Source organism: Rhodobacter viridis (assembly GCF_003217355.1).
Taxonomy (GTDB): Bacteria; Pseudomonadota; Alphaproteobacteria; order Rhodobacterales; family Rhodobacteraceae; genus Rhodobacter; species Rhodobacter viridis.
In genome coordinates, this window is the sequence record NZ_QJTK01000005.1 from 17,244 (window position 1) to 35,112 (window position 17,869).

At 64.9% G+C, this 17,869-nt stretch carries 17 protein-coding genes; 12 read left to right on the forward strand and 5 right to left on the reverse strand.

The annotated features are described in order from the left end of the window. The first annotated feature begins 10 nt into the window (after positions 1-10). Positions 11-1,519 carry a DegQ family serine endoprotease gene (locus C8J30_RS08350; protein WP_110805396.1) on the forward strand — a complete coding sequence of 503 codons (1,509 nt, stop codon included), beginning with the start codon at positions 11-13 and terminating at the stop codon, positions 1,517-1,519. Positions 1,520-1,570: 51 nt separating this feature from the next. Here C8J30_RS08350 and C8J30_RS08355 read toward each other — a convergent pair whose 3' ends face one another. Further along, positions 1,571-2,173, reverse strand: a complete 603-nt coding sequence (locus C8J30_RS08355) for a peptidoglycan-binding domain-containing protein (protein WP_110805397.1) — start codon at positions 2,171-2,173, stop codon at positions 1,571-1,573. 174 nt (positions 2,174-2,347) lie between these two features. Between C8J30_RS08355 and fdxE the strand changes: the two genes are divergently transcribed. From fdxE to C8J30_RS08385, 6 genes are all read left to right on the forward strand, one after another. After that, positions 2,348-2,671: a ferredoxin FdxE gene (gene fdxE / locus C8J30_RS08360; protein WP_110805398.1), complete on the forward strand. Its 324-nt coding sequence runs from the start codon at positions 2,348-2,350 to the stop codon at positions 2,669-2,671. A gap of 335 nt (positions 2,672-3,006) precedes the next feature. Then, complete coding sequence (gene purU / locus C8J30_RS08365) at positions 3,007-3,891, forward strand: formyltetrahydrofolate deformylase (protein WP_110805399.1); 885 nt, start codon at positions 3,007-3,009, stop codon at positions 3,889-3,891. Between the two features lie 307 nt (positions 3,892-4,198). Further along, on the forward strand, positions 4,199-5,491 hold the full coding sequence (locus tag C8J30_RS08370) for a lipoprotein-releasing ABC transporter permease subunit (protein ID WP_110805400.1): 1,293 nt from the start codon (positions 4,199-4,201) through the stop codon (positions 5,489-5,491). Beyond that, positions 5,484-6,164 carry an ABC transporter ATP-binding protein gene (locus tag C8J30_RS08375; protein ID WP_110805401.1) on the forward strand — a complete coding sequence of 227 codons (681 nt, stop codon included), beginning with the start codon at positions 5,484-5,486 and terminating at the stop codon, positions 6,162-6,164. The genes C8J30_RS08370 and C8J30_RS08375 overlap by 8 nt, the downstream gene beginning before the upstream one ends. Continuing rightward, positions 6,164-6,484 carry an arsenate reductase family protein gene (locus C8J30_RS08380; protein WP_110805402.1) on the forward strand — a complete coding sequence of 107 codons (321 nt, stop codon included), beginning with the start codon at positions 6,164-6,166 and terminating at the stop codon, positions 6,482-6,484. The genes C8J30_RS08375 and C8J30_RS08380 overlap by 1 nt, the downstream gene beginning before the upstream one ends. 130 nt (positions 6,485-6,614) lie before the next feature. Next, positions 6,615-6,896: a helix-turn-helix domain-containing protein gene (locus C8J30_RS08385; protein WP_110805403.1), complete on the forward strand. Its 282-nt coding sequence runs from the start codon at positions 6,615-6,617 to the stop codon at positions 6,894-6,896. A 152-nt stretch (positions 6,897-7,048) separates the two neighbouring features. Here the strand turns inward: C8J30_RS08385 and C8J30_RS08390 are convergent, their stop codons facing one another. From C8J30_RS08390 to proS, 4 genes are all read right to left on the reverse strand, one after another. Beyond that, complete coding sequence (locus C8J30_RS08390) at positions 7,049-7,255, reverse strand: cold-shock protein (RefSeq protein WP_055212694.1); 207 nt, start codon at positions 7,253-7,255, stop codon at positions 7,049-7,051. 366 nt (positions 7,256-7,621) lie between these two features. Beyond that, the gene (thrS, locus tag C8J30_RS08395) at positions 7,622-9,568 is read right to left on the reverse strand and encodes a threonine--tRNA ligase (RefSeq protein ID WP_110805404.1); all 1,947 of its coding nucleotides are present in this window, start codon (positions 9,566-9,568) and stop codon (positions 7,622-7,624) included. 277 nt (positions 9,569-9,845) lie between these two features. Further along, complete coding sequence (locus tag C8J30_RS08400; protein WP_110805405.1) at positions 9,846-10,481, reverse strand: outer membrane protein; 636 nt, start codon at positions 10,479-10,481, stop codon at positions 9,846-9,848. Positions 10,482-10,666: 185 nt separating this feature from the next. After that, complete coding sequence (gene proS, locus C8J30_RS08410; protein ID WP_110805407.1) at positions 10,667-12,004, reverse strand: proline--tRNA ligase; 1,338 nt, start codon at positions 12,002-12,004, stop codon at positions 10,667-10,669. Between the two features lie 235 nt (positions 12,005-12,239). Here proS and C8J30_RS08415 point away from each other — a divergent pair, with 235 nt between their 5' ends. The 5 genes from C8J30_RS08415 to C8J30_RS08435 all read left to right on the forward strand — a co-directional run bounded on the left by C8J30_RS08415 (position 12,240) and on the right by C8J30_RS08435 (position 17,832). Further along, positions 12,240-12,641, forward strand: a complete 402-nt coding sequence (locus tag C8J30_RS08415; protein WP_110805408.1) for a DUF1842 domain-containing protein — start codon at positions 12,240-12,242, stop codon at positions 12,639-12,641. Between the two features lie 241 nt (positions 12,642-12,882). Continuing rightward, positions 12,883-13,821, forward strand: coding sequence for an ABC transporter permease (locus C8J30_RS08420; protein WP_110805409.1), 939 nt, complete (start codon positions 12,883-12,885; stop codon positions 13,819-13,821). Further along, complete coding sequence (locus tag C8J30_RS08425; protein ID WP_110805410.1) at positions 13,818-14,669, forward strand: ABC transporter permease; 852 nt, start codon at positions 13,818-13,820, stop codon at positions 14,667-14,669. Before C8J30_RS08420 ends, C8J30_RS08425 begins: the two co-directional genes overlap by 4 nt. Further along, positions 14,666-16,321 (forward strand): dipeptide ABC transporter ATP-binding protein, encoded by a 1,656-nt coding sequence (locus C8J30_RS08430; RefSeq protein WP_110805411.1) that lies wholly within the window; start codon positions 14,666-14,668, stop codon positions 16,319-16,321. The genes C8J30_RS08425 and C8J30_RS08430 overlap by 4 nt, the downstream gene beginning before the upstream one ends. Next, on the forward strand, positions 16,318-17,832 hold the full coding sequence (locus C8J30_RS08435; protein WP_110805412.1) for an ABC transporter substrate-binding protein: 1,515 nt from the start codon (positions 16,318-16,320) through the stop codon (positions 17,830-17,832). Before C8J30_RS08430 ends, C8J30_RS08435 begins: the two co-directional genes overlap by 4 nt. The last annotated feature ends 37 nt before the right edge of the window (positions 17,833-17,869 follow it).

Here is a 17,869-nt window from a genome sequence, read left to right on the forward strand (position 1 = left end):
GGAGACCCGCATGACCAAGACCGCCCCTTCTCTCACGACGCCGCGCCTCGCCCGACCGATCCTGATCGCGGCGATGCTCTCGACCGCGCTCAGCCTGTCGCCGCTGGCGATGACGCCCGCGCTGGCCGGGCCGGTGCCCGAAAGCTTCGCCGATCTTGTCGAACAGGTGAAACCGGCGGTGGTGATGATCACCACCTCGACCACGGTTTCCGAACCCGCGGGCGGCATGCCGGGCTTCCCGCCCGGCTCGCCGTTTGAGGATTTCTTCAAGGAATTCGGCATGCCGAACGGGCCGCAGGGCGGACCTCAGGGCGGGCCGCAGCGCCAGCACCGCGCCGATGCGCTCGGCTCGGGCTTCGTGATTTCCGAAGACGGCTACATCGTCACCAACAACCACGTCATCAAGGGCGAAGACGGCAACACCGTCGCCGATGAAATCTCGATCGAATTTGCCAATGGCAAGAAGCTCGACGCGAAGATCGTCGGCACCGATCCGAAGACCGACATCGCGCTTCTGAAGGTCGAGAGCAAGGAGCCCCTGCCCTTCGTCAGCTTCGGCGACAGCGACAAGATGCGCGAAGGTGACTGGGTGATGGCGATGGGCAACCCGCTGGGCCAGGGCTTCTCGACCTCGGTCGGCATCGTCTCGGCGCGCAACCGCGAACTGAGCGGCACCTATGACGACTACATCCAGACCGACGCCGCGATCAACCGCGGCAACTCGGGTGGGCCGCTCTTCAACATGGATGGCACGGTGATCGGGGTGAACACCGCGATCCTGTCGCCCAATGGCGGCTCGATCGGGATCGGCTTCTCGATGGCGTCGAACGTCGTCTCGAAGGTCGTCGGCCAGCTGAAGGAATTCGGCGCCACCCGCCGCGGCTGGCTGGGCGTCAAGATCCAGGACGTGACCCCCGACATGGCCGAGGCGATGAACCTGGCCACGCCGGAAGGCGCGATGGTGTCGGAAGTTCCCGAAGGCCCGGCGAAAGTGGCCGGGATCAAGTCGGGCGACGTGATCACCAGCTTTGCGGGCGCGCCGGTGAAGGACACGAAATCGCTGACCCGCCGCGTCGCCGATGCGCCGGTGGGCGAGGCGGTCGATGTGGTGGTGATGCGCGGCGGCAAGGAAGTGACGCTGCAAGTGACGCTTGGGCAGCGCGAACTGGCCGAGAACAGTGATGCCGGCGCGAACACCGGCGCTCAGGCCCCCGCCGAGGCGGGCGGTGCGGTGCTCGGCATGACGCTCTCGCCGATCACCGACGCGATGCGGGCCGAGCGCAACCTGCCGGCCGATCTGACCGGGCTGATGGTGACCGATATCGACGAAACCGGGACCGCCTTCGACAAGGGGCTGCGTCCGGGCGATGTGATCGTCGAGGCGGGCCAGCAGCCGGTCGCCGCGCTTGCGGATCTGCAGGCGCGCGTGGCCGAGGCGAAGGATGGCGGGCGCAAATCGGTGCTCTTGCTCATTCGCCGCGATGGCGAGCCGCGCTTCGTGGCCGTACCGCTGCAATAAGCCCTTCAAAACGGATCGAAAGGCACCCTTCGGGGTGCCTTTTCTTTTTCCTTACGGCCCTTCGGGCGTCTCGAGCCAGGACACGACGCCCATCTCGCGCGCCGCGCGCAGCGAGAGCTCGGCACTCAGCAAGCCGCGCTGGGTCTGATAGCGGCGGATCGCCTCGCGCGTGGCGGCGCTCATCTGACCGTCGAGCGGGCCGTCATAAAGCCCCCGCACCCAGAGCGCGCGCTGCAGGACCGCGGTCCGCGCCATCGTCATCTGCGAGGCGCAGACCGAGGCGAACCACATCCGCCCGCCGCCCGAGACGATGCGCGCCTGCGTGGTGGTGCGGTAGGTCGCGGGGGCAATCACGACGCCGGTTTTCGGGTCGCGGGTCTCGGGATCGACGAGCACATGTTCGGTCACCGTCTCGACCACCGCCGGGCGGCGTTCCTCGGTGAAACAGCCCTTCGCCTCGGGCCCGGGGCGGGTTTTCAACCACTCGCCCGCCAGCGAATTCGCCGGGGGGGCGACGATCGGCGTGGGATCGGGCTCAGCCTTGTCCGCGGCGGGTTTGTCCCGCGTCGCGGGGGCGTCCGCCTCGGTGCACCCGGCAAGGGCCGCGCAGAGCGCGAGCAGGGCAAGGGTCGGGCGAGGCAGGGAAAAACGCATGTCGGTTCCGGGTCGGTGTCGGCGCGACCATAGCGGCTTTGCCCCGCGGCGCAAAGGGGGCGGCGCGGCGGCAACGGGGGCAGCAAGGATGCGGCCAAGCAGCGCTGGCAATGGCTGCGCCTTTGTCCTAAAGGAAAAGCGGACCCAGCGCGGCCACAGGCACACGAGGATTTCATGGCGAAGATCATCTTCATCGAACACAATGGCACCCGTCACGAGGTGGAGGCGAAACCCGGGCTGACGGTGATGGAAGCGGCGCGCGACAATGGCGTTCCGGGCATCGACGCCGATTGCGGCGGCGCCTGCGCCTGCTCGACCTGCCACGCCTATGTCGATGCGGCCTGGGTGGACAAGCTGCCGAGGGCGCTGCCGACCGAAACCGACATGATCGATTTCGCTTTCGAACCGAACCCGGTGACCTCGCGGCTGACCTGCCAGATCAAGGTGACCTCGCTTCTGGACGGGCTGGTGGTGCATCTGCCCGAAAAGCAGATCTGATCTTTCTGCAAGGGCCGCCTTCGGGCGGCCTTGTCGTCGCAGGCCGGGCTTTCGCCTCGGGGCTTGCCCGAGGCGACCCACGGGGGGCTCCGCCCCCCGCACCCCCCGGCGTATTTTGCCAAGGAAAAGCCGAAACCCGTCCCGCATTGGCGCGTTGGCGCCCGGGCCAGCACGCGCCAACGCGGGGAATGGCGCAGACCTGAGCAATTGCGACACGCAGCGTGACGTATTTTGACGATCCGCTGTCGCATCCCGGCAGGCCGCTTGCCGCAGGGCGGGGAATATGTGCTAGACGCCTCCGAGACACTCTGTAGGGGCCGCGAAAGGAACCGGGAATGACGACCTATGTGCTGACCGTGAACTGCCACTCGACCCGCGGGATCGTGGCGGCGATTGCCAACTATCTGGCCGACAGCGGCTGCAACCTGACCGATTCGAACCAGTATGACGATCTGCTGACCGGCCAGTTCTTCATGCGCGTCACCTTCGTCTCGCAAACCGGGGCCACGCTCGAGAGCCTGAAGGCGGGTTTCGAGCCGGTCGCCAAGGAATTCGACATGGAATGGGCGATCCATGACGCCGAGAAGAAGGTCAAGGTCCTGCTGATGGTCTCGAACTTCGGCCATTGCCTGAACGACCTGCTGTATCGCTGGCGCATCGGCGCGCTGCCGGTCGAGATCGTCGGCGTCGTCTCGAACCACATGACCTACCAGAAGGTCGTGGTGAACCATGACATCCCCTTCCACCACATCAAGGTGACGAAGGAGAACAAGCCCGAGGCCGAGGCGCATTTGCTCGATGTGGTCGAGGAATCGGGGGCCGAGCTGATCGTTCTGGCGCGCTACATGCAGATCCTGTCGGACAAGCTCTGCCAGAAAATGTCGGGCAAGATCATCAACATCCACCACTCGTTCCTGCCGAGCTTCAAGGGCGCCAACCCCTACAAGCAGGCCTATGAGCGCGGCGTGAAGCTGATCGGGGCGACCTCGCACTATGTGACCGCGGACCTTGATGAAGGCCCGATCATCGAGCAGGAAACCGTCCGCATCACCCATGCGCAAAGCCCCGATGATTACGTCAGCCTTGGTCGCGACGTCGAGGCGCTGGTGCTGGCCCGCGCGATCCATGCCCATGTGCAGCACCGCACCTTCATCAATGGCAACAAGACCGTGGTCTTCCCGGCCTCGCCCGGCGGCTACACCTCCGAGCGTATGGGCTGAGCGGCGGTCCGAGGCGCCTCGCGCCTTGGAGTGAAGGCTCCCGTGGAGCCTTCGAAGTCGCGAACGCCCGGAGCGCAAGCGCAGGGCGGGGCAGTTGCCAGACAGCGTCGGAAAGTGGGGGGCTCTGCCCCCCCTTTTGGTTTCACCAAAAGTCCCCCCGAGATATTTGTGGCAAGATGAAAGCTGCGGGATTTCCTCCGGCGAGGAGCGCCGCAGCCACTGGCCCGCCCTCGCGGCATCTTTATGCATCGTGGCTTGACCTTTGACCGCCCAGAGGCCAGCTTGCGCCGACCTTTGGGAGCGCTTCATGGCCACTCGCACCGCGCCGTTTTCCGGCTTCGAATTTCTGATCGCCTGGCGCTACCTGCGCGCGCGTCGCGCCGAGGGCGGCGTCAGCGTGATGACCTGGATCAGCCTGATCGGCATCATGCTCGGCGTCGCGGCGCTGATCATCACGCTCGCCGTGCGCGCGGGGTTTCGGGCCGAATTCGTCGATACGATCCTCGGCTCGAACGCCCATGTCACGGTCTATTCCGCGCCGATGGAAGTGGCGCCCGATACCGACATCTTCTCCAGCCTGATGCCCGATTACGAGGCCCGCGCCGCGCGGCTGCTGAAGGTGCCCGGCGTCACCCGCGCCGCGCCGCTGATCCGCGGTCAGGTGATGGCGACGATGAACGACCGCTCGAACGTCGCGGAGGTCTACGGGATCTCCTACGAGAACCTGATGACCATCCCCCGCGTCGCGCATTCCGACCAGATCGAGGGCGACATCGACAGCTTCGGGCAAGGCATCGCCATGGGCTCGGAACTCGCGCGCGAACTGGGCGTCGCGGCGGGCGATACGGTCAAGCTGATCTCGCCCAATGGCGTGAAGACGCCCTTCGGCGTCTCGCCGCGGGTGAATGCCTATACCGTCGTCTACATCTTCACCGCCGGGCGCTGGGACATCGACCGCACCCGCATCTACATGCCCTTCGCCGAGGCGCAGAGCTTCTTCAACCGCGAGGGCGGCGCCGACGAGATCGAGGTCATGGTGAAAGACCCCGAACATGTCGACGACCTGACGCCCGATCTGATCGCGGCGGGGGGCGCGGGCACGATGCTCTGGAGCTGGCGCGATGCCTCGGGGTCTTTCCTGCGGGCGCTGACGATGGAGGACAACGTGATGTTCGTGATCCTGTCGGTGCTGGTGCTGATCGCGACGATGAACATCACCTCGGGGCTGATCATGCTGGTGAAGAACAAGGGCCGCGATATCGGCATCCTGCGCACGATGGGGCTGACCGAGGGCTCGGTGATGCGGGTCTTCTTCCTGTGCGGGGCCTTCACCGGCACGATCGGCACGGCGCTCGGCGTCGGGCTTGGGGTGCTCTTTGCGCTCAACATCAGCCATGTGATGGATGCGGTGAACTGGATCAGCGGCGGTGGCGCCTGGGACCCGTCGATCCGCGGCATCTACGAGCTGCCCGCCAAGCTGATCCCCTGGGACGTGGCCAAGGCGGTGGGTCTGGCGCTGGGCCTGAGCTTCGTCGTGACGATCTTTCCGGCCCGCCGGGCGGCGCGGCTGAACCCGGTGGAGGCGCTGCGCTATGAATGACGTGCTGAAGCTGGAACAGCTGGAAAAGAGCTATAACCCCGGCAAGCCGAATGCGATTGCCGTGCTGAAAGGGGTGAATCTGACAATTCCGTGCGGGCAGGTGGTGGCCCTTGTCGCGCCTTCGGGCGCCGGGAAATCGACGCTTTTGCACATTGCCGGGCTGCTTGATACGCCCGATTCCGGGCGGGTGATCCTGCAGGGGCAGGACATGACCGGGGCGAAGGACGCCGCCCGCACCGCGGCGCGGCGCGAGGCGCTTGGCTTCGTCTATCAGTTCCACCACCTGCTGCCCGAATTCACCGCGCTGGAAAACATCACCTTGCCGCAGCTGGCCAATGGCACGAGCCGCAAGGCGGCCGAGGCGCGGGCGCGCGATCTTCTGGCCCGGGTCGGGCTGACCGAGCGCGCCGGGCACCGGCCCTCGGCGCTGTCCGGGGGCGAGCAGCAGCGCGTGGCCTTCTGCCGGGCGCTGGCCAATGCCCCTGCCCTGCTGCTGGCAGACGAGCCGACGGGCAACCTTGATCCGGGGACCTCGGAGACGGTGTTCTCGGCGCTGATGGAACTTGTGCGCGCGACCGGGCTTTCGGCGCTGATCGCGACGCATAACCTTGAGCTGGCGGCGCGGATGGACCGGGTTCTGCGGCTCACGGACGGGCAGTTGGTGGAGGCGTGATGATCGTTTACGGGATCAAGACCTGCGGCACGGTGCAGAAGGCGCTGGCGGCCCTGACGGCGGCGGGCAAGGCCCCGGTTCTGCGCGACATCCGCAAGGAGCCGCTGACCGCGGACGAACGCGCAGAGTTCATCGCGGCCTTCGGCGAGAAGCTGATCAACCGCAGCTCGACCACCTGGCGGGCGCTTTCCGAGGCCGAGCGCGCCGCCCCGATCGAGGCGCTTTTGCAGGCCCATCCGACGCTGATGAAACGCCCGGTGATCCGGGGCAACGGACTCACGCTCGGCTGGGACGCCGCCGTGCAAATGGCTCAATTATAACTCTTTATTACCACTGACGCGTCCAAGTAATCTCAAAGTTGCCGCGTCTTATAACTTCTGGATTATAGGCCGGCGCGCCTTTTCGCGCTACTTTTCCCGTGGGGAAGAGGCGAGATACAGGCAGGACGTCATGACCGCAATTCCGAAGCCGCGGATAGAAATCCCGCGGGAGGAAATCCGCTCCCAGTCGCAAAGCTTCTGGACACAACTCGCGTGGATCAGCGCGGGGGCTTCACCGCTTATGGCTTGGCGCCGCGCGGCACGGATGAGTGTGGCCGATCTGGCCCGCGCCTCGGGCGTCGCGCCCGACGTCATCACCGCGATCGAGTCGCGCGATCACATCCCGAACCGGCTGGAGCTGGTGGCGCTCTCGGCCTCGCTTGGCCTCAGCGTCGGCGATCTCGAAGACTGAGCCCGCATCGGGCTCTTCCTGCGCTTGCAAGCCCTGCCCGCGCGGCGGGGCTTTTCGTTTGCCCTGTCCGGCATCGGAGCCGGCCGCCGGGGACGGCGCAAGAAAAAAGCCCGCGTGGGCGCCGCGGGCCTTCTCGACGGCAGGAGCGTCGTTCAGAGAAGTTTCAGATCGCCCGCCGACGAGCGGCCGTCGCGCCCCGAGATCAGTTCGAAGCTGATCTTCTGGTTGTCGCTGAGCGACTTCAGCCCGGCGCGTTCAACCGCCGAGATGTGGACGAACACGTCCTTGCCACCCCCATCGGGGGCGATGAAGCCATAGCCCTTGGTGGTGTTGAACCATTTCACGGTTCCGGTAGCCATATCTCTCTCCTCGTATTGGCCCGACGCGACATTGCGCCAGAACGTGCAGCCAGGTCTTCCAAGTCTTCCGGCTGCCCCAAAAGGGAGCGGTAGGAAAGTCCAAGTTCACGCAAGGGGAAGCGTGCCATACACATTCCAAAAAGCAACGGCCAAAGCGCCGCAGGTGCTGATTTCAAGGCCTGCGACATTTTTGCATCCATAAGTTGAAGATAGAATAGTTTCAGAGTGTTGCGAGGGATTCGAAGTCATGAACAAAGTCGGAACATTCGCGCGCCAGCGCCGCCCCCGCGCCATAGGCGCGCAGGTCTTGAAAAACAAAGAACGCCACAGGTTTCCCTGTGGCGTTCCGGTGTTTCCAACGCGTTTTCAGCGCAGATCGGGCGGCGTCGCCTCGGCTTTCAGCGCGGCCACGATGGCGTCGAGCCCCACGGTTTCGGTGCGGGTATCGCCCAGACGGCGGACGGACACGGTGCGCGTCTCGACCTCTTTCGCGCCGATGGCGAAGATGTAGGGCACCTTGCCCAGGCTGTGCTCGCGGACCTTGTAGTTGATCTTCTCGTTGCGGGTGTCGCATTCGGCGCGAATCCCCGCCGCGATCAGCGTGGCCGCGACTTCTTCCACGTAATCATCGGCTTCCGAGGTGATCGAGGCGACAACGACCTGCCGCGGCGCCAGCCACAGCGGCAGCTTGCCCGCATGCGATTCGATCAAGATGCCGATGAAACGCTCGAACGACCCCAGACAGGCGCGGTGCAGCATCACCGGGCGGTGCTTGGCGCCATCCTGACCGATGTAATTCGCATCGAGCCGCTCGGGCAGGTTCGGGTCCACCTGCAGCGTGCCGCATTGCCAGTCGCGGCCGATCGCATCGGTCAGCACGAATTCGAGCTTCGGCCCGTAGAAGGCGCCCTCGCCGGGGAAAATCTCATACTCATGCCCGGCCGCGGTGACGGCATTCGCCAGCGAGGCTTCGGCGTGATCCCAGCTTTCCTCGGTCCCGATCCGCTTTTCGGGCCGGGTCGAGAGCTTGATGCGCCATTTGTCGAAGCCGAGATCCGCGTAAACCGAGGACAGGAACTCGATGAATTTCTTCGTTTCCGCTTCGATCTGATCTTCCATGCAGAAGATATGCGCGTCGTCTTGCGTGAAACCGCGCACCCGCATGATGCCATGCAGCGCCCCCGAGGGCTCGTAGCGCGCGCAGGAGCCGAATTCCGCCATGCGCAGCGGCAGATCGCGGTAGGACTTCAGCCCGACGTTGAAGATCTGCACGTGGCAGGGGCAGTTCATCGGCTTCAGCGCGTTGATCACCTTTTCCCGCGCGCCCTCTTCGTCGACTTCGACGATGAACATGTTCTCGCGGTAGTTTTCCCAGTGCCCCGAGGCCTCCCAGAGCTTGCGGTTAACCACCTGCGGCGTGTTCACCTCGACATAGCCATCGGCGCGCTGGCGGCGGCGCATGAAGTCCTGCAGCGTGGTGTAGATCGTCCAGCCGTTCGGATGCCAGAACACCTGCCCCGGCGCTTCCTCCTGCATGTGATAGAGGTCCATCTCGCGGCCGAGCTTGCGGTGGTCGCGTTTGGCGGCCTCTTCGAGCATGGTCAGGTGGGCCTTGAGATCATCGCGCGAGCGGAAGGCGATGCCGTAGATGCGCTGCAGCATCGGGCGCGTGCTGTCGCCCAGCCAATAGGCGCCCGCGACATGGGTCAGCTTGAAGGCGTCCGCGGGCACCTGCCCCGTATGCTGCAGGTGCGGGCCGCGGCAAAGATCCTGCCAGCCGCCGTGCCAGTACATGCGGATGTTTTCGCCTTCGGGGATGCGATTCACCAGTTCGACCTTGTAGGGTTCGCCGGTCTTTTCGTAATGCGCGATGGCATCGGCGCGCGACCAGACCTCGGTCTTCACCGGCTCGCGGGCGTTGATGATCTGCTTCATCCGCGCTTCGATCGCGCCCAGATCTTCGGGCGTGAAGGGCTCGGCGCGGTCGAAGTCATAGAACCAGCCGGCATCGCGCACCGGGCCGATGGTGACCTTCACATCGGGCCACAGCTCCTGCACGGCGCGGGCCATGATATGGGCCAGATCGTGCCGGATCAGCTCCAGCGCCGGAACCGGGTCCTTCATCGTGTTGATGGAAATCCGGGCGTCCTGCGTGATCGGCCAGGCGAGGTCCCAATGCGCGCCATCGAGTTGCGCCGAGATCGCGGCCTTGGCCAGCGAGGGCGAGATCGAGGCTGCCACCTCGGCCGCCGTCACCCCTGCAGGGTACTCGCGCTTCGCGCCATCGGGAAAGTGGAGAGAGATCTGGGACATGTGTCCTCCTCGTCGGTTTGGCGGCTACAAAGCGCCCGGTTGCGGGTTATGATGACCGGTCTATGCGACGCGGCGGCAGGACTGTCAACCACGCCGCGCTGCGGGCAGCAGAAAGGGGGGCTCTGCCCCCCTCTTGGCCTTCGGCCAATTCACCCCCCGAGATATTTGGAGCAAGATAAAAGGGATCAGGATTTATCTTGCCACAAATATCTCGGGGGGAGTCCCGAGAGGACGGGGGGCAGAGCCCCCCTTCCCGATTGTTCACACGCGGTCCGGCTCAGAACCGGAAGCCCGCGCGCAGCTGCACGGTGTTGAAGTTGGTGTCGACGCTGCTCGTCGAGCCGTCGAAATCGGTGCTGAGGTCGCGGCGGATCAGTTCCGCACCGACCGTCCATTTGTCATTCACCGCGTAATCGACGCCCAGACCGTAGTTCACGCCATCGGCCGCGCCGTTGGTCTGGCCGTCGCCGTTCTTCCAGTCGCCGCGCGAATAGCCGACGAAGGCATAGGGCAGCGCCTTGCCATAGGCCATCCCGGCGCGGGCCTTCAGGTCGATCATGTTGTCGAACTTGCCCGGCGCGCCATCCAGATTGAAGTCGGTCGCCTGCGCCGCGATCTCGCCACCGTAGACGAGCGCGCCATTTTGCAGGTTGTAGCCGCCAAAGACCCCATAGCTGCCGCGGCCGATGTCAAAGCCGGTATCGGCCGAGCCGGGGGTCTTGTAGTTGGCGCCACCGCTGGTGGACGAGCCGCCGGTCACACCGGCGTAGAAGCCCTCCCAGGATTGCACCGGCGCGGGCGCGGGAACCGCGGCGACGGGCTCGCTTTCGACCACCGGGGGCGTCAGGCCACCGGCAAAGGCGGGGGCAGCAAGGCTCGCCATCGCGGCGATCGCAACACTGAGCTTTTTCATCTTACTATTCCTTCAGTCAAGATGCGTCATGCCCGCAAGATTTGCCTTTTTCCGAGCAAGTTCAATATTTTGACCGGGAACATCGAAACACGTTCGCTCAAGACCTTGTGCCTTGGCCGTGATGAAAAGGCCCGCGTCCTTGCGGCGCGGGCCTTCTTTTCAACCGGTTCGGCGCCCGGACGGGCTCACAACCCGGCGTAGATCTGCACGATGCGATCGACCGCGGCCTCGGCCGACATTTCCTCGCTTTCGCCGGTCCGGCGCGAGGTCAGCTCGACCACGCCATTGGCCAGACCGCGCGGGCCGACGGTGATCCGCCACGGCAGGCCGATCAGATCCATCGTGGCGAATTTCGCCCCGGCCCGCTCGTCGCGGTCGTCGTAAAGCGGGTCGAGCCCCTTCGCCACCAGCGCCTTGTAAAGCCCGGTGCAGGCCGCGTCAGTGCCCGCATCGCCCTGTTTCAGGTTCACGATGCCGACATGGAAGGGCGTGACGCCTTCCGGCCAGATGATGCCCTTGTCGTCATGGTTCGCCTCGATCAGCGCGCCCAGAAGGCGCGAGACGCCGATGCCGTGCGAGCCCATCTCGACCGGGACGCGGGTGCCGTCGGGGGTGACGACGGTGGCGCCCATCGACTCGGAATACTTCGTGCCGAAGTAGAAGATCTGCCCGACTTCGATGCCACGGCCGACGCAGCGGCGCTCTTCCGGGATCTGGTTGAACACCGACTCGTCATGGGTTTCGTCGGTGCGGGCGTAAAGCGTGGTGAATTCCTCGCAGATCGAGGCCACCTGCGCGCGGTCGTCGTAATCGACATCGCGCTTGCCCAGTTTCAGCTCCGGCACCTTGGCGTCGTAGAAGACTTCGCTTTCGCCGGTCTGCGCCAGCACGAGGAATTCATGCGTGTTGTCGCCGCCGATCGGGCCCGAGGCCGCGCGCATCGGGATCGCCGTCAGGCCCATGCGCTCGTAGGTGCGCAGGTAGCTGACCATGTGGCGGTTGTAGGCGTGCAGCGCGTCTTCCTTGGTCAGGTCGAAGTTGTAGCCGTCCTTCATGTAGAATTCGCGGCCGCGCATGACGCCGAAACGCGGGCGGACCTCGTCGCGGAACTTCCACTGGATGTGGTAAAGCGTCAGCGGCAGGTCCTTGTAAGACGAGACATGGGCGCGGAAGATGTCGGTGATCATCTCCTCGTTCGTCGGACCGTAGAGCATGTCGCGGTCGTGCCGGTCCTTGATGCGCAGCATTTCCTGACCGTAGTCGTCATAGCGGCCGCTTTCGCGCCACAGATCGGCCGGCTGCAGCGTCGGCATCAGCAGCGGGATGTGACCGGCGCGGATCTGCTCTTCATGCACGATCTGTTCGATGCGCTTGAGCACCTTGAAGCCGAGCGGCAGCCACGAATAGATCCCGGCCGCCTGCTGCTTGATCATGCCCGCGCGCAGCATGAGCCGGTGCGAGACGATCTGCGCCTCGGCGGGGTTTTCCTTGAGAACGGGGAGGAAGTAGCGGGACAGGCGCATGGACAAGCCTCGGGACAGGGGTTTTCGTTGCGCAATTGGGTAGAGGAAACGCGGTCTCGGGGCAAGATGGGCCGGGCGCGCAGGCAGGGTCGAAAATCCGGCTGGCAGGGCTGGCCGATTCGCCCTATGGTTGCATTCCAATCATCCATAGGTTGCAATTTGTTCCCGGGCGGCTCCTGTCAATCGGGAAGACGTCGATAGCTTCATACCGAACCGTTCAGGAAAGGTCGAACCCATGTCGCAATGTCTCTATCTCGTCACGCTGCAACTGCGAAAGGATCACTTCGTCGGGGGTGCCTCTGCCCAACTTCGCTTGGGCGTCGATACCGTCGATCTGGAAGTCTCTGGGAATGTCACAGGCACCCGGCTGGAAGGGACACAATTCCCGCAGCAGTTCAATGGCGCGGTGAATGGCGGGTATCATGACCTCAACAAGGACCCGGAAAAACGCGTCGTGGTGGTGCATGGCCGGGTCGTGGAAGAAAGCCGCGGCGGTCAGCCGAGCGCCCATCTGAACAGCTTCACCGCGCTTTTGCGGGTGAACACGCAATGGGAAGGCACGGCGCAATTCTGGATCGGGGACGCCGAATATCCCTGTGACGTGACGCAGCTTCGCGTGCCCGAACCGGCCGAGTGATCCTGCACGCCCGCCCCCGCGGCCGCGGGATCGCGCCGCGTTTTCCGGGGCGGTCCGACAGCCGATCCGCGTGCCGCCCCGGGGGACACATGACCTGGGCGCATGGCGGCCATGCCCATGAAAAGTCAGATTGTTACCGAAAACGACATGTTCGCGGTGTTTCTGAACAGAGTTTCCCTTCCCGGGCAGAGCAATCTGATCCGGTGAGGCCTTCCGGGCCCGCCAAGACCCGAAGGCCCGAATGCACCGCTACCGCTTCATCCTGTTCCGCCCGCTGCAGTTCATCCCCGTCCTGTTCGGCATTTCGATCATCACCTTCGTTCTGGTGCGGCTGATCCCGGGGGATCCGGCACGGATCCTGCTCGGCACGCGGGCGACACCGACGGCGATTGCGAAGATCCGTGCCCAATACGGTCTCGATGACCCGATGTGGATGCAATATCTCTATTTTCTCAAGAACCTCGCCGCGGGCGAGATGGGAAAATCGACGCTTTACAAGATCGATGTGCTGCGGCTGATCGCGACGCGGATCGAGCCGACGCTGGCGCTGGTGGTGATGGGCGTGGTTCTGGCGCTGCTGATCGCGGTGCCCTTTGCCGCGCTCTCGGCCCGGCGTCAGGGCGGATTGGCCGATCATGGCGTGCGACTGGTTTCGACCGCCGGGATCGGTTTTCCCTCATTCTGGCTGGGCGCGATGCTGATCTTGCTGTTTTCGATCCGGCTCGACTGGCTGCCGGTCTCGGGCTACGGCGAGACCCCGGTGGACAAGCTGCAACACCTGATCCTGCCGGGGCTGACGATTGCGCTGTCGCTGTCGGCGGTGCTGACGCGCTCGCTGCGGGCGGGGATGATCGCGGGGCTGTCCTCGGATGTGGCCACCGCCGCACGGGCGCGCGGGATGCCGGAAAACACCGTCTTCTGGCGCCATGTGGTGCCGAATGCGCTGGTGCCGACGGTGAACCTGCTCGCGGTCAACATCGGCTGGCTGATCGGCGGCACCGTCGTCGTCGAGAGCGTCTTTGCCGTACCGGGGCTTGGCCAGCTGATGGTGCGCGGCATTTTCAGCCGCGATTACATGGTGGTGCAGGGCGTCGCGCTGACCTTTGCCGTGGCGACCGTGCTGATCAACTTTGCCGCCGATATCATCACCGTGGCCCTCGACCCGAGGATCAAGCTGTGACGGCCCCTGCCCTGTCCCGTCGCGCGCCGCGCTGGCGTGCCTTCCTGCGCCGCCGCACCATGCTGGTCGCGGGTCTCGCGATCCTCGCCAGCTTCGTGCTGCTTGCCCTGCTCGCGCCCTGGGTCGCGCCCTCAGATCCGATCTTTCAGGACACGACGGCGAAGCTCTTGCCCCCCTCGCTGGCGCATCCGATGGGCACCGACAATTTCGGTCGCGACGTGCTGGCACGGGTGATCTGGGGGGCGCGGATCGACCTGCAGATCGCGGTGATCGGCGTCGTCTTTCCCTTCCTGATCGGCACCGGCGTCGGCACCGTCGCGGGCTTCTTCGGCGGCTGGGTCGATGCGCTTTTCATGCGGATCATCGATGTCGTGTTGGCCTTCCCCTTTCTGGTGCTGATGCTCTCGATCATCACCATCCTCGGGCCGGGGCTTGGCAGTTTCTACATCGCGATGGCGCTCGTCGGCTGGGTCAGCTACGCGCGGCTGATCCGGGCGCAGATCCTTGTGCTGAAAACGCAGGATTTCGCCGTCGCGGCGCAATCGCTCGGCTTTTCGCGGGCGCGGATCATGTTTCGCCACCTGCTGCCGAATGCGCTGGCGGGCTCGCTTGTCTTCGTCATGTCAGATGCGGTGCTGGTGCTCTTGAACGGCGCGGCGATCAGCTATCTGGGCCTTGGCGTGCAACCGCCCTTGGCCGAGTGGGGCGTGATGGTCGCCGAGGCGCAGGGCTTCATCACCCAGGCCTGGTGGATCACGCTGTTCCCCGGCCTTGCGATCGTGACGCTGGCCTTCGGCTTTTCGCTGACGGGCGATGCGCTCGCCGATCTGCTCGGGGTGCATGAATGAGCGCGCAACTGGAAATCCGCGGCCTCTCGGTCGTCTATCGCGATGCCGGGGAAGAGCGCGAGCTGCTGCAAGACATCAGCCTTGATCTGCAGCGGGGCGAAATCCTTGGGCTGGTGGGGGAATCCGGTTCGGGCAAAAGCCTGCTCTGCCGCACCGTGATCGGGCTGATGCCCTCGCGCAGCCTGACGATGACCGCGGGTACAGTGACGCTTGACGGCGTGGCGATCCACGACACCGACATGGCCGGGCTGCGCGGGCGCCGCATCGGCATGATCTTTCAGAACCCGACGAGCCATCTGGATCCGGTGATGACGATCGGCAAGCAGATCGCCGAGGGGCTGCGCCATCACAAGCGCCTGTCGGCCGTGGCGGCGAAGGCCGAGGCGATCGGGCTGTTGCGGCAGGTGGGCTTTCCCGATCCGGGCCGCGCCTATGGCAGCTATGCGCATGAATTTTCGGGCGGGATGCGGCAACGCGCGATGATCGCGGTGGCTTTGGCTTGCGATCCCGAAATCCTGATCGCCGACGAACCGACGACCGCACTCGACGTGACGATTCAGGCGCAGATCCTGCGGCTCTTGATCGAGCTGCGCGACCGGCGCGGGCTCTCGATCATCCTGATCACCCACGATCTGGGCGTCGTTGCGCAAAGCTGCGACCGCATCGCCGTCATGCGCGCGGGCCGGATCGTCGAAGAGGGCGAAAAGCGCGCGCTTCTGGCTGATCCGCGCCATCCCTACACAAGGCAGCTGATCGACTCGCATCCGACGATGACGCACGCGGGCGACGAACCCGCGCCGCATCCGCATGACCGCAAGCCGATCTTCGAGATCGACGATCTGCGCGTGCATTTCCCCGCGGGCGGCGGTTTTCTGACCCCGAAACGCGAGTTTCAGGCGCTCAAGGGCGTGTCGCTGCGGGTCTGGCCGGGCGAGACGGTGGGGATTGTCGGCGAAAGCGGCTCGGGCAAAAGCACGCTCGCCCGCGCGATCCTGGGCCTGACCCGCATCACCTCGGGCCAGGTCAGCTTCGAGGGCCATGTGCTCACCCGCGATCCGAAAGCGACGCTGAAACATCTGCACCACGGCGCGGCGATGGTGTTCCAAGACCCGTTCAACGCGCTCAATCCGCGCCTGACGATCGGCGAGACGCTGGCCGAGGTGCTGCGCACGCAGGGCGAAACCCCGGCGGCCGAGATCGAGACCCGGATCGGCGAGTTGCTCGACATGGTCGGGCTCGAGCGCAGCTATGCCACCCGCCGCCCGCGCTCGATGTCGGGGGGCCAATGCCAGCGCGCGGGCATCGCGCGGGCGCTCGCCGTCAATCCGCGGGTGATCATCGCCGATGAATGCGTGGCCGCGCTCGACGTGACGATTCAGGCGCAGATCGTGGCGCTTTTCCGCGATCTGATCGCGCGCACCGGGCTGACGCTGATCTTCATCGCGCATGATCTGGCGATCGTGCGGACGCTGTGCGAGCGCGTCGTCGTCATGCATCACGGCGCCATCGTCGAGGAAGGCCCCTCGGCGCGGATCTTCGCGCGGCCCGAACAGGCCTATACCGCGGCGCTGATCGCCGCCGTCCCCGACATAGACCCGGACCGACCGTTGAACGGCGGCCAGACAACCTTGCAACAGGAGAGTGCGACATGATCAGAAAGCTAACCCGCGCGGCCATGCTGGGCCTTGCGATGACGACGGCGCTTGTCTCGGTGGCCGAGGCGCAGGGCGTGCTGTCGATCGGCCGACGCGAGGATTCGACCACCTTCGACCCGATCGCCACGGCGCAGAACATCGATTTCTGGGTGTTCTCGAACGTCTTCGACGTGCTCGTGCGGGTGGACAAGGCGGGCCAGAACCTGCTGCCGGGTCTTGCCGAAAGCTGGGAGGTCTCGCCCGATGCGCTGAGCTATACTTTCCATCTGCGCGACGCGAAATTCTCGGACGGCACGGCGGTCACCGCCGAGGACGCCGCCTATTCGCTGACCCGCATCCGCGACAGCGAGCTGTCGCTCTGGTCGGACAGCTACAAGATCATCAAGGATATCCAGACCCCCGACGCGAAGACGCTGGTGATCACGCTCAACGGTCCCTCGGCGCCGTTCCTGTCGACGCTCGCCATGCCCGGGGCCTCGATCATCTCGAAGGCGGCGATGGAAAGCATGGGCGAGGAAGCCTTCGCCGAAAAGCCCGTCGGCTCGGGCGCCTTCATGGTGGATGAATGGCGGCGCGGTGATCGGGTGATCCTGAAGAAGAACCCGAATTACTGGGATGCGACCGATGTCAGCCTGGACGGCGTGGAATGGATTTCCGTGCCCGATGACAACACCCGGATGCTGGCGGTGCAGGCGGGCGAACTCGATGCGGCGATCTATGTGCCCTTCTCGCGCGTCGAAGAGCTGAAGAAGGATGCGAAGCTGAACGTGATCGTCGATCCCTCGACGCGCGAAGATCACCTGCTGATGAACCAGCAGCATGCACCGCTTGACAATGTGAAGGTGCGTCAGGCGCTGGATTATGCCGTAGACAAGCAGGCGATCGTCGACACCGTGACCTTCGGCATCGGCGAGGTGGCGAATTCCTACATCCCGAAAGGCGCGCTGTATCATAGTGACGCGAATGGCGCGCGTGGCTTCGATCCGGCGAAGGCCAAGGAGCTGCTGACCGAGGCGGGTGTCGGGCCGATCACCCTGAATTATGTCGTCAACGCCGGCAACGAGGTCGACGAGCAGATCGCCGTCCTGCTGCAACAGCAGCTTGGCGCGGTCGGTGTCACGCTGAACCTGCAGAAGATGGACCCGAGCCAGACCTGGGACATGCTGGTGAACGGCGAATATGATCTCTCGGTGATGTACTGGACGAACGACATCCTCGACCCCGATCAGAAGACCACCTTCGTTCTGGGCCATGACGTGAACCAGAACTACATGACGCGCTACCAGAACGAGACGGTGAAGACCCTCGTGGCCGAGACGCGGCTGGAGATGGACCCGACCAAGCGCGAGGCGCTTTACGCGGAGATCCAGAAAACCGCCAAGGCCGACGTGCACTGGATCGACCTCTACTACAGCCCCTATCTGAGCGTCACCCGCAAGGGGATCGAGAATTTCGGCCAGAACCCGCTTGGCCGGTTCTATCTCGAAGAGACGAAGAAGACCTATTGAGCCCTTTGCGGCGGCCGGTCACGGCCGCCGCCCTTCC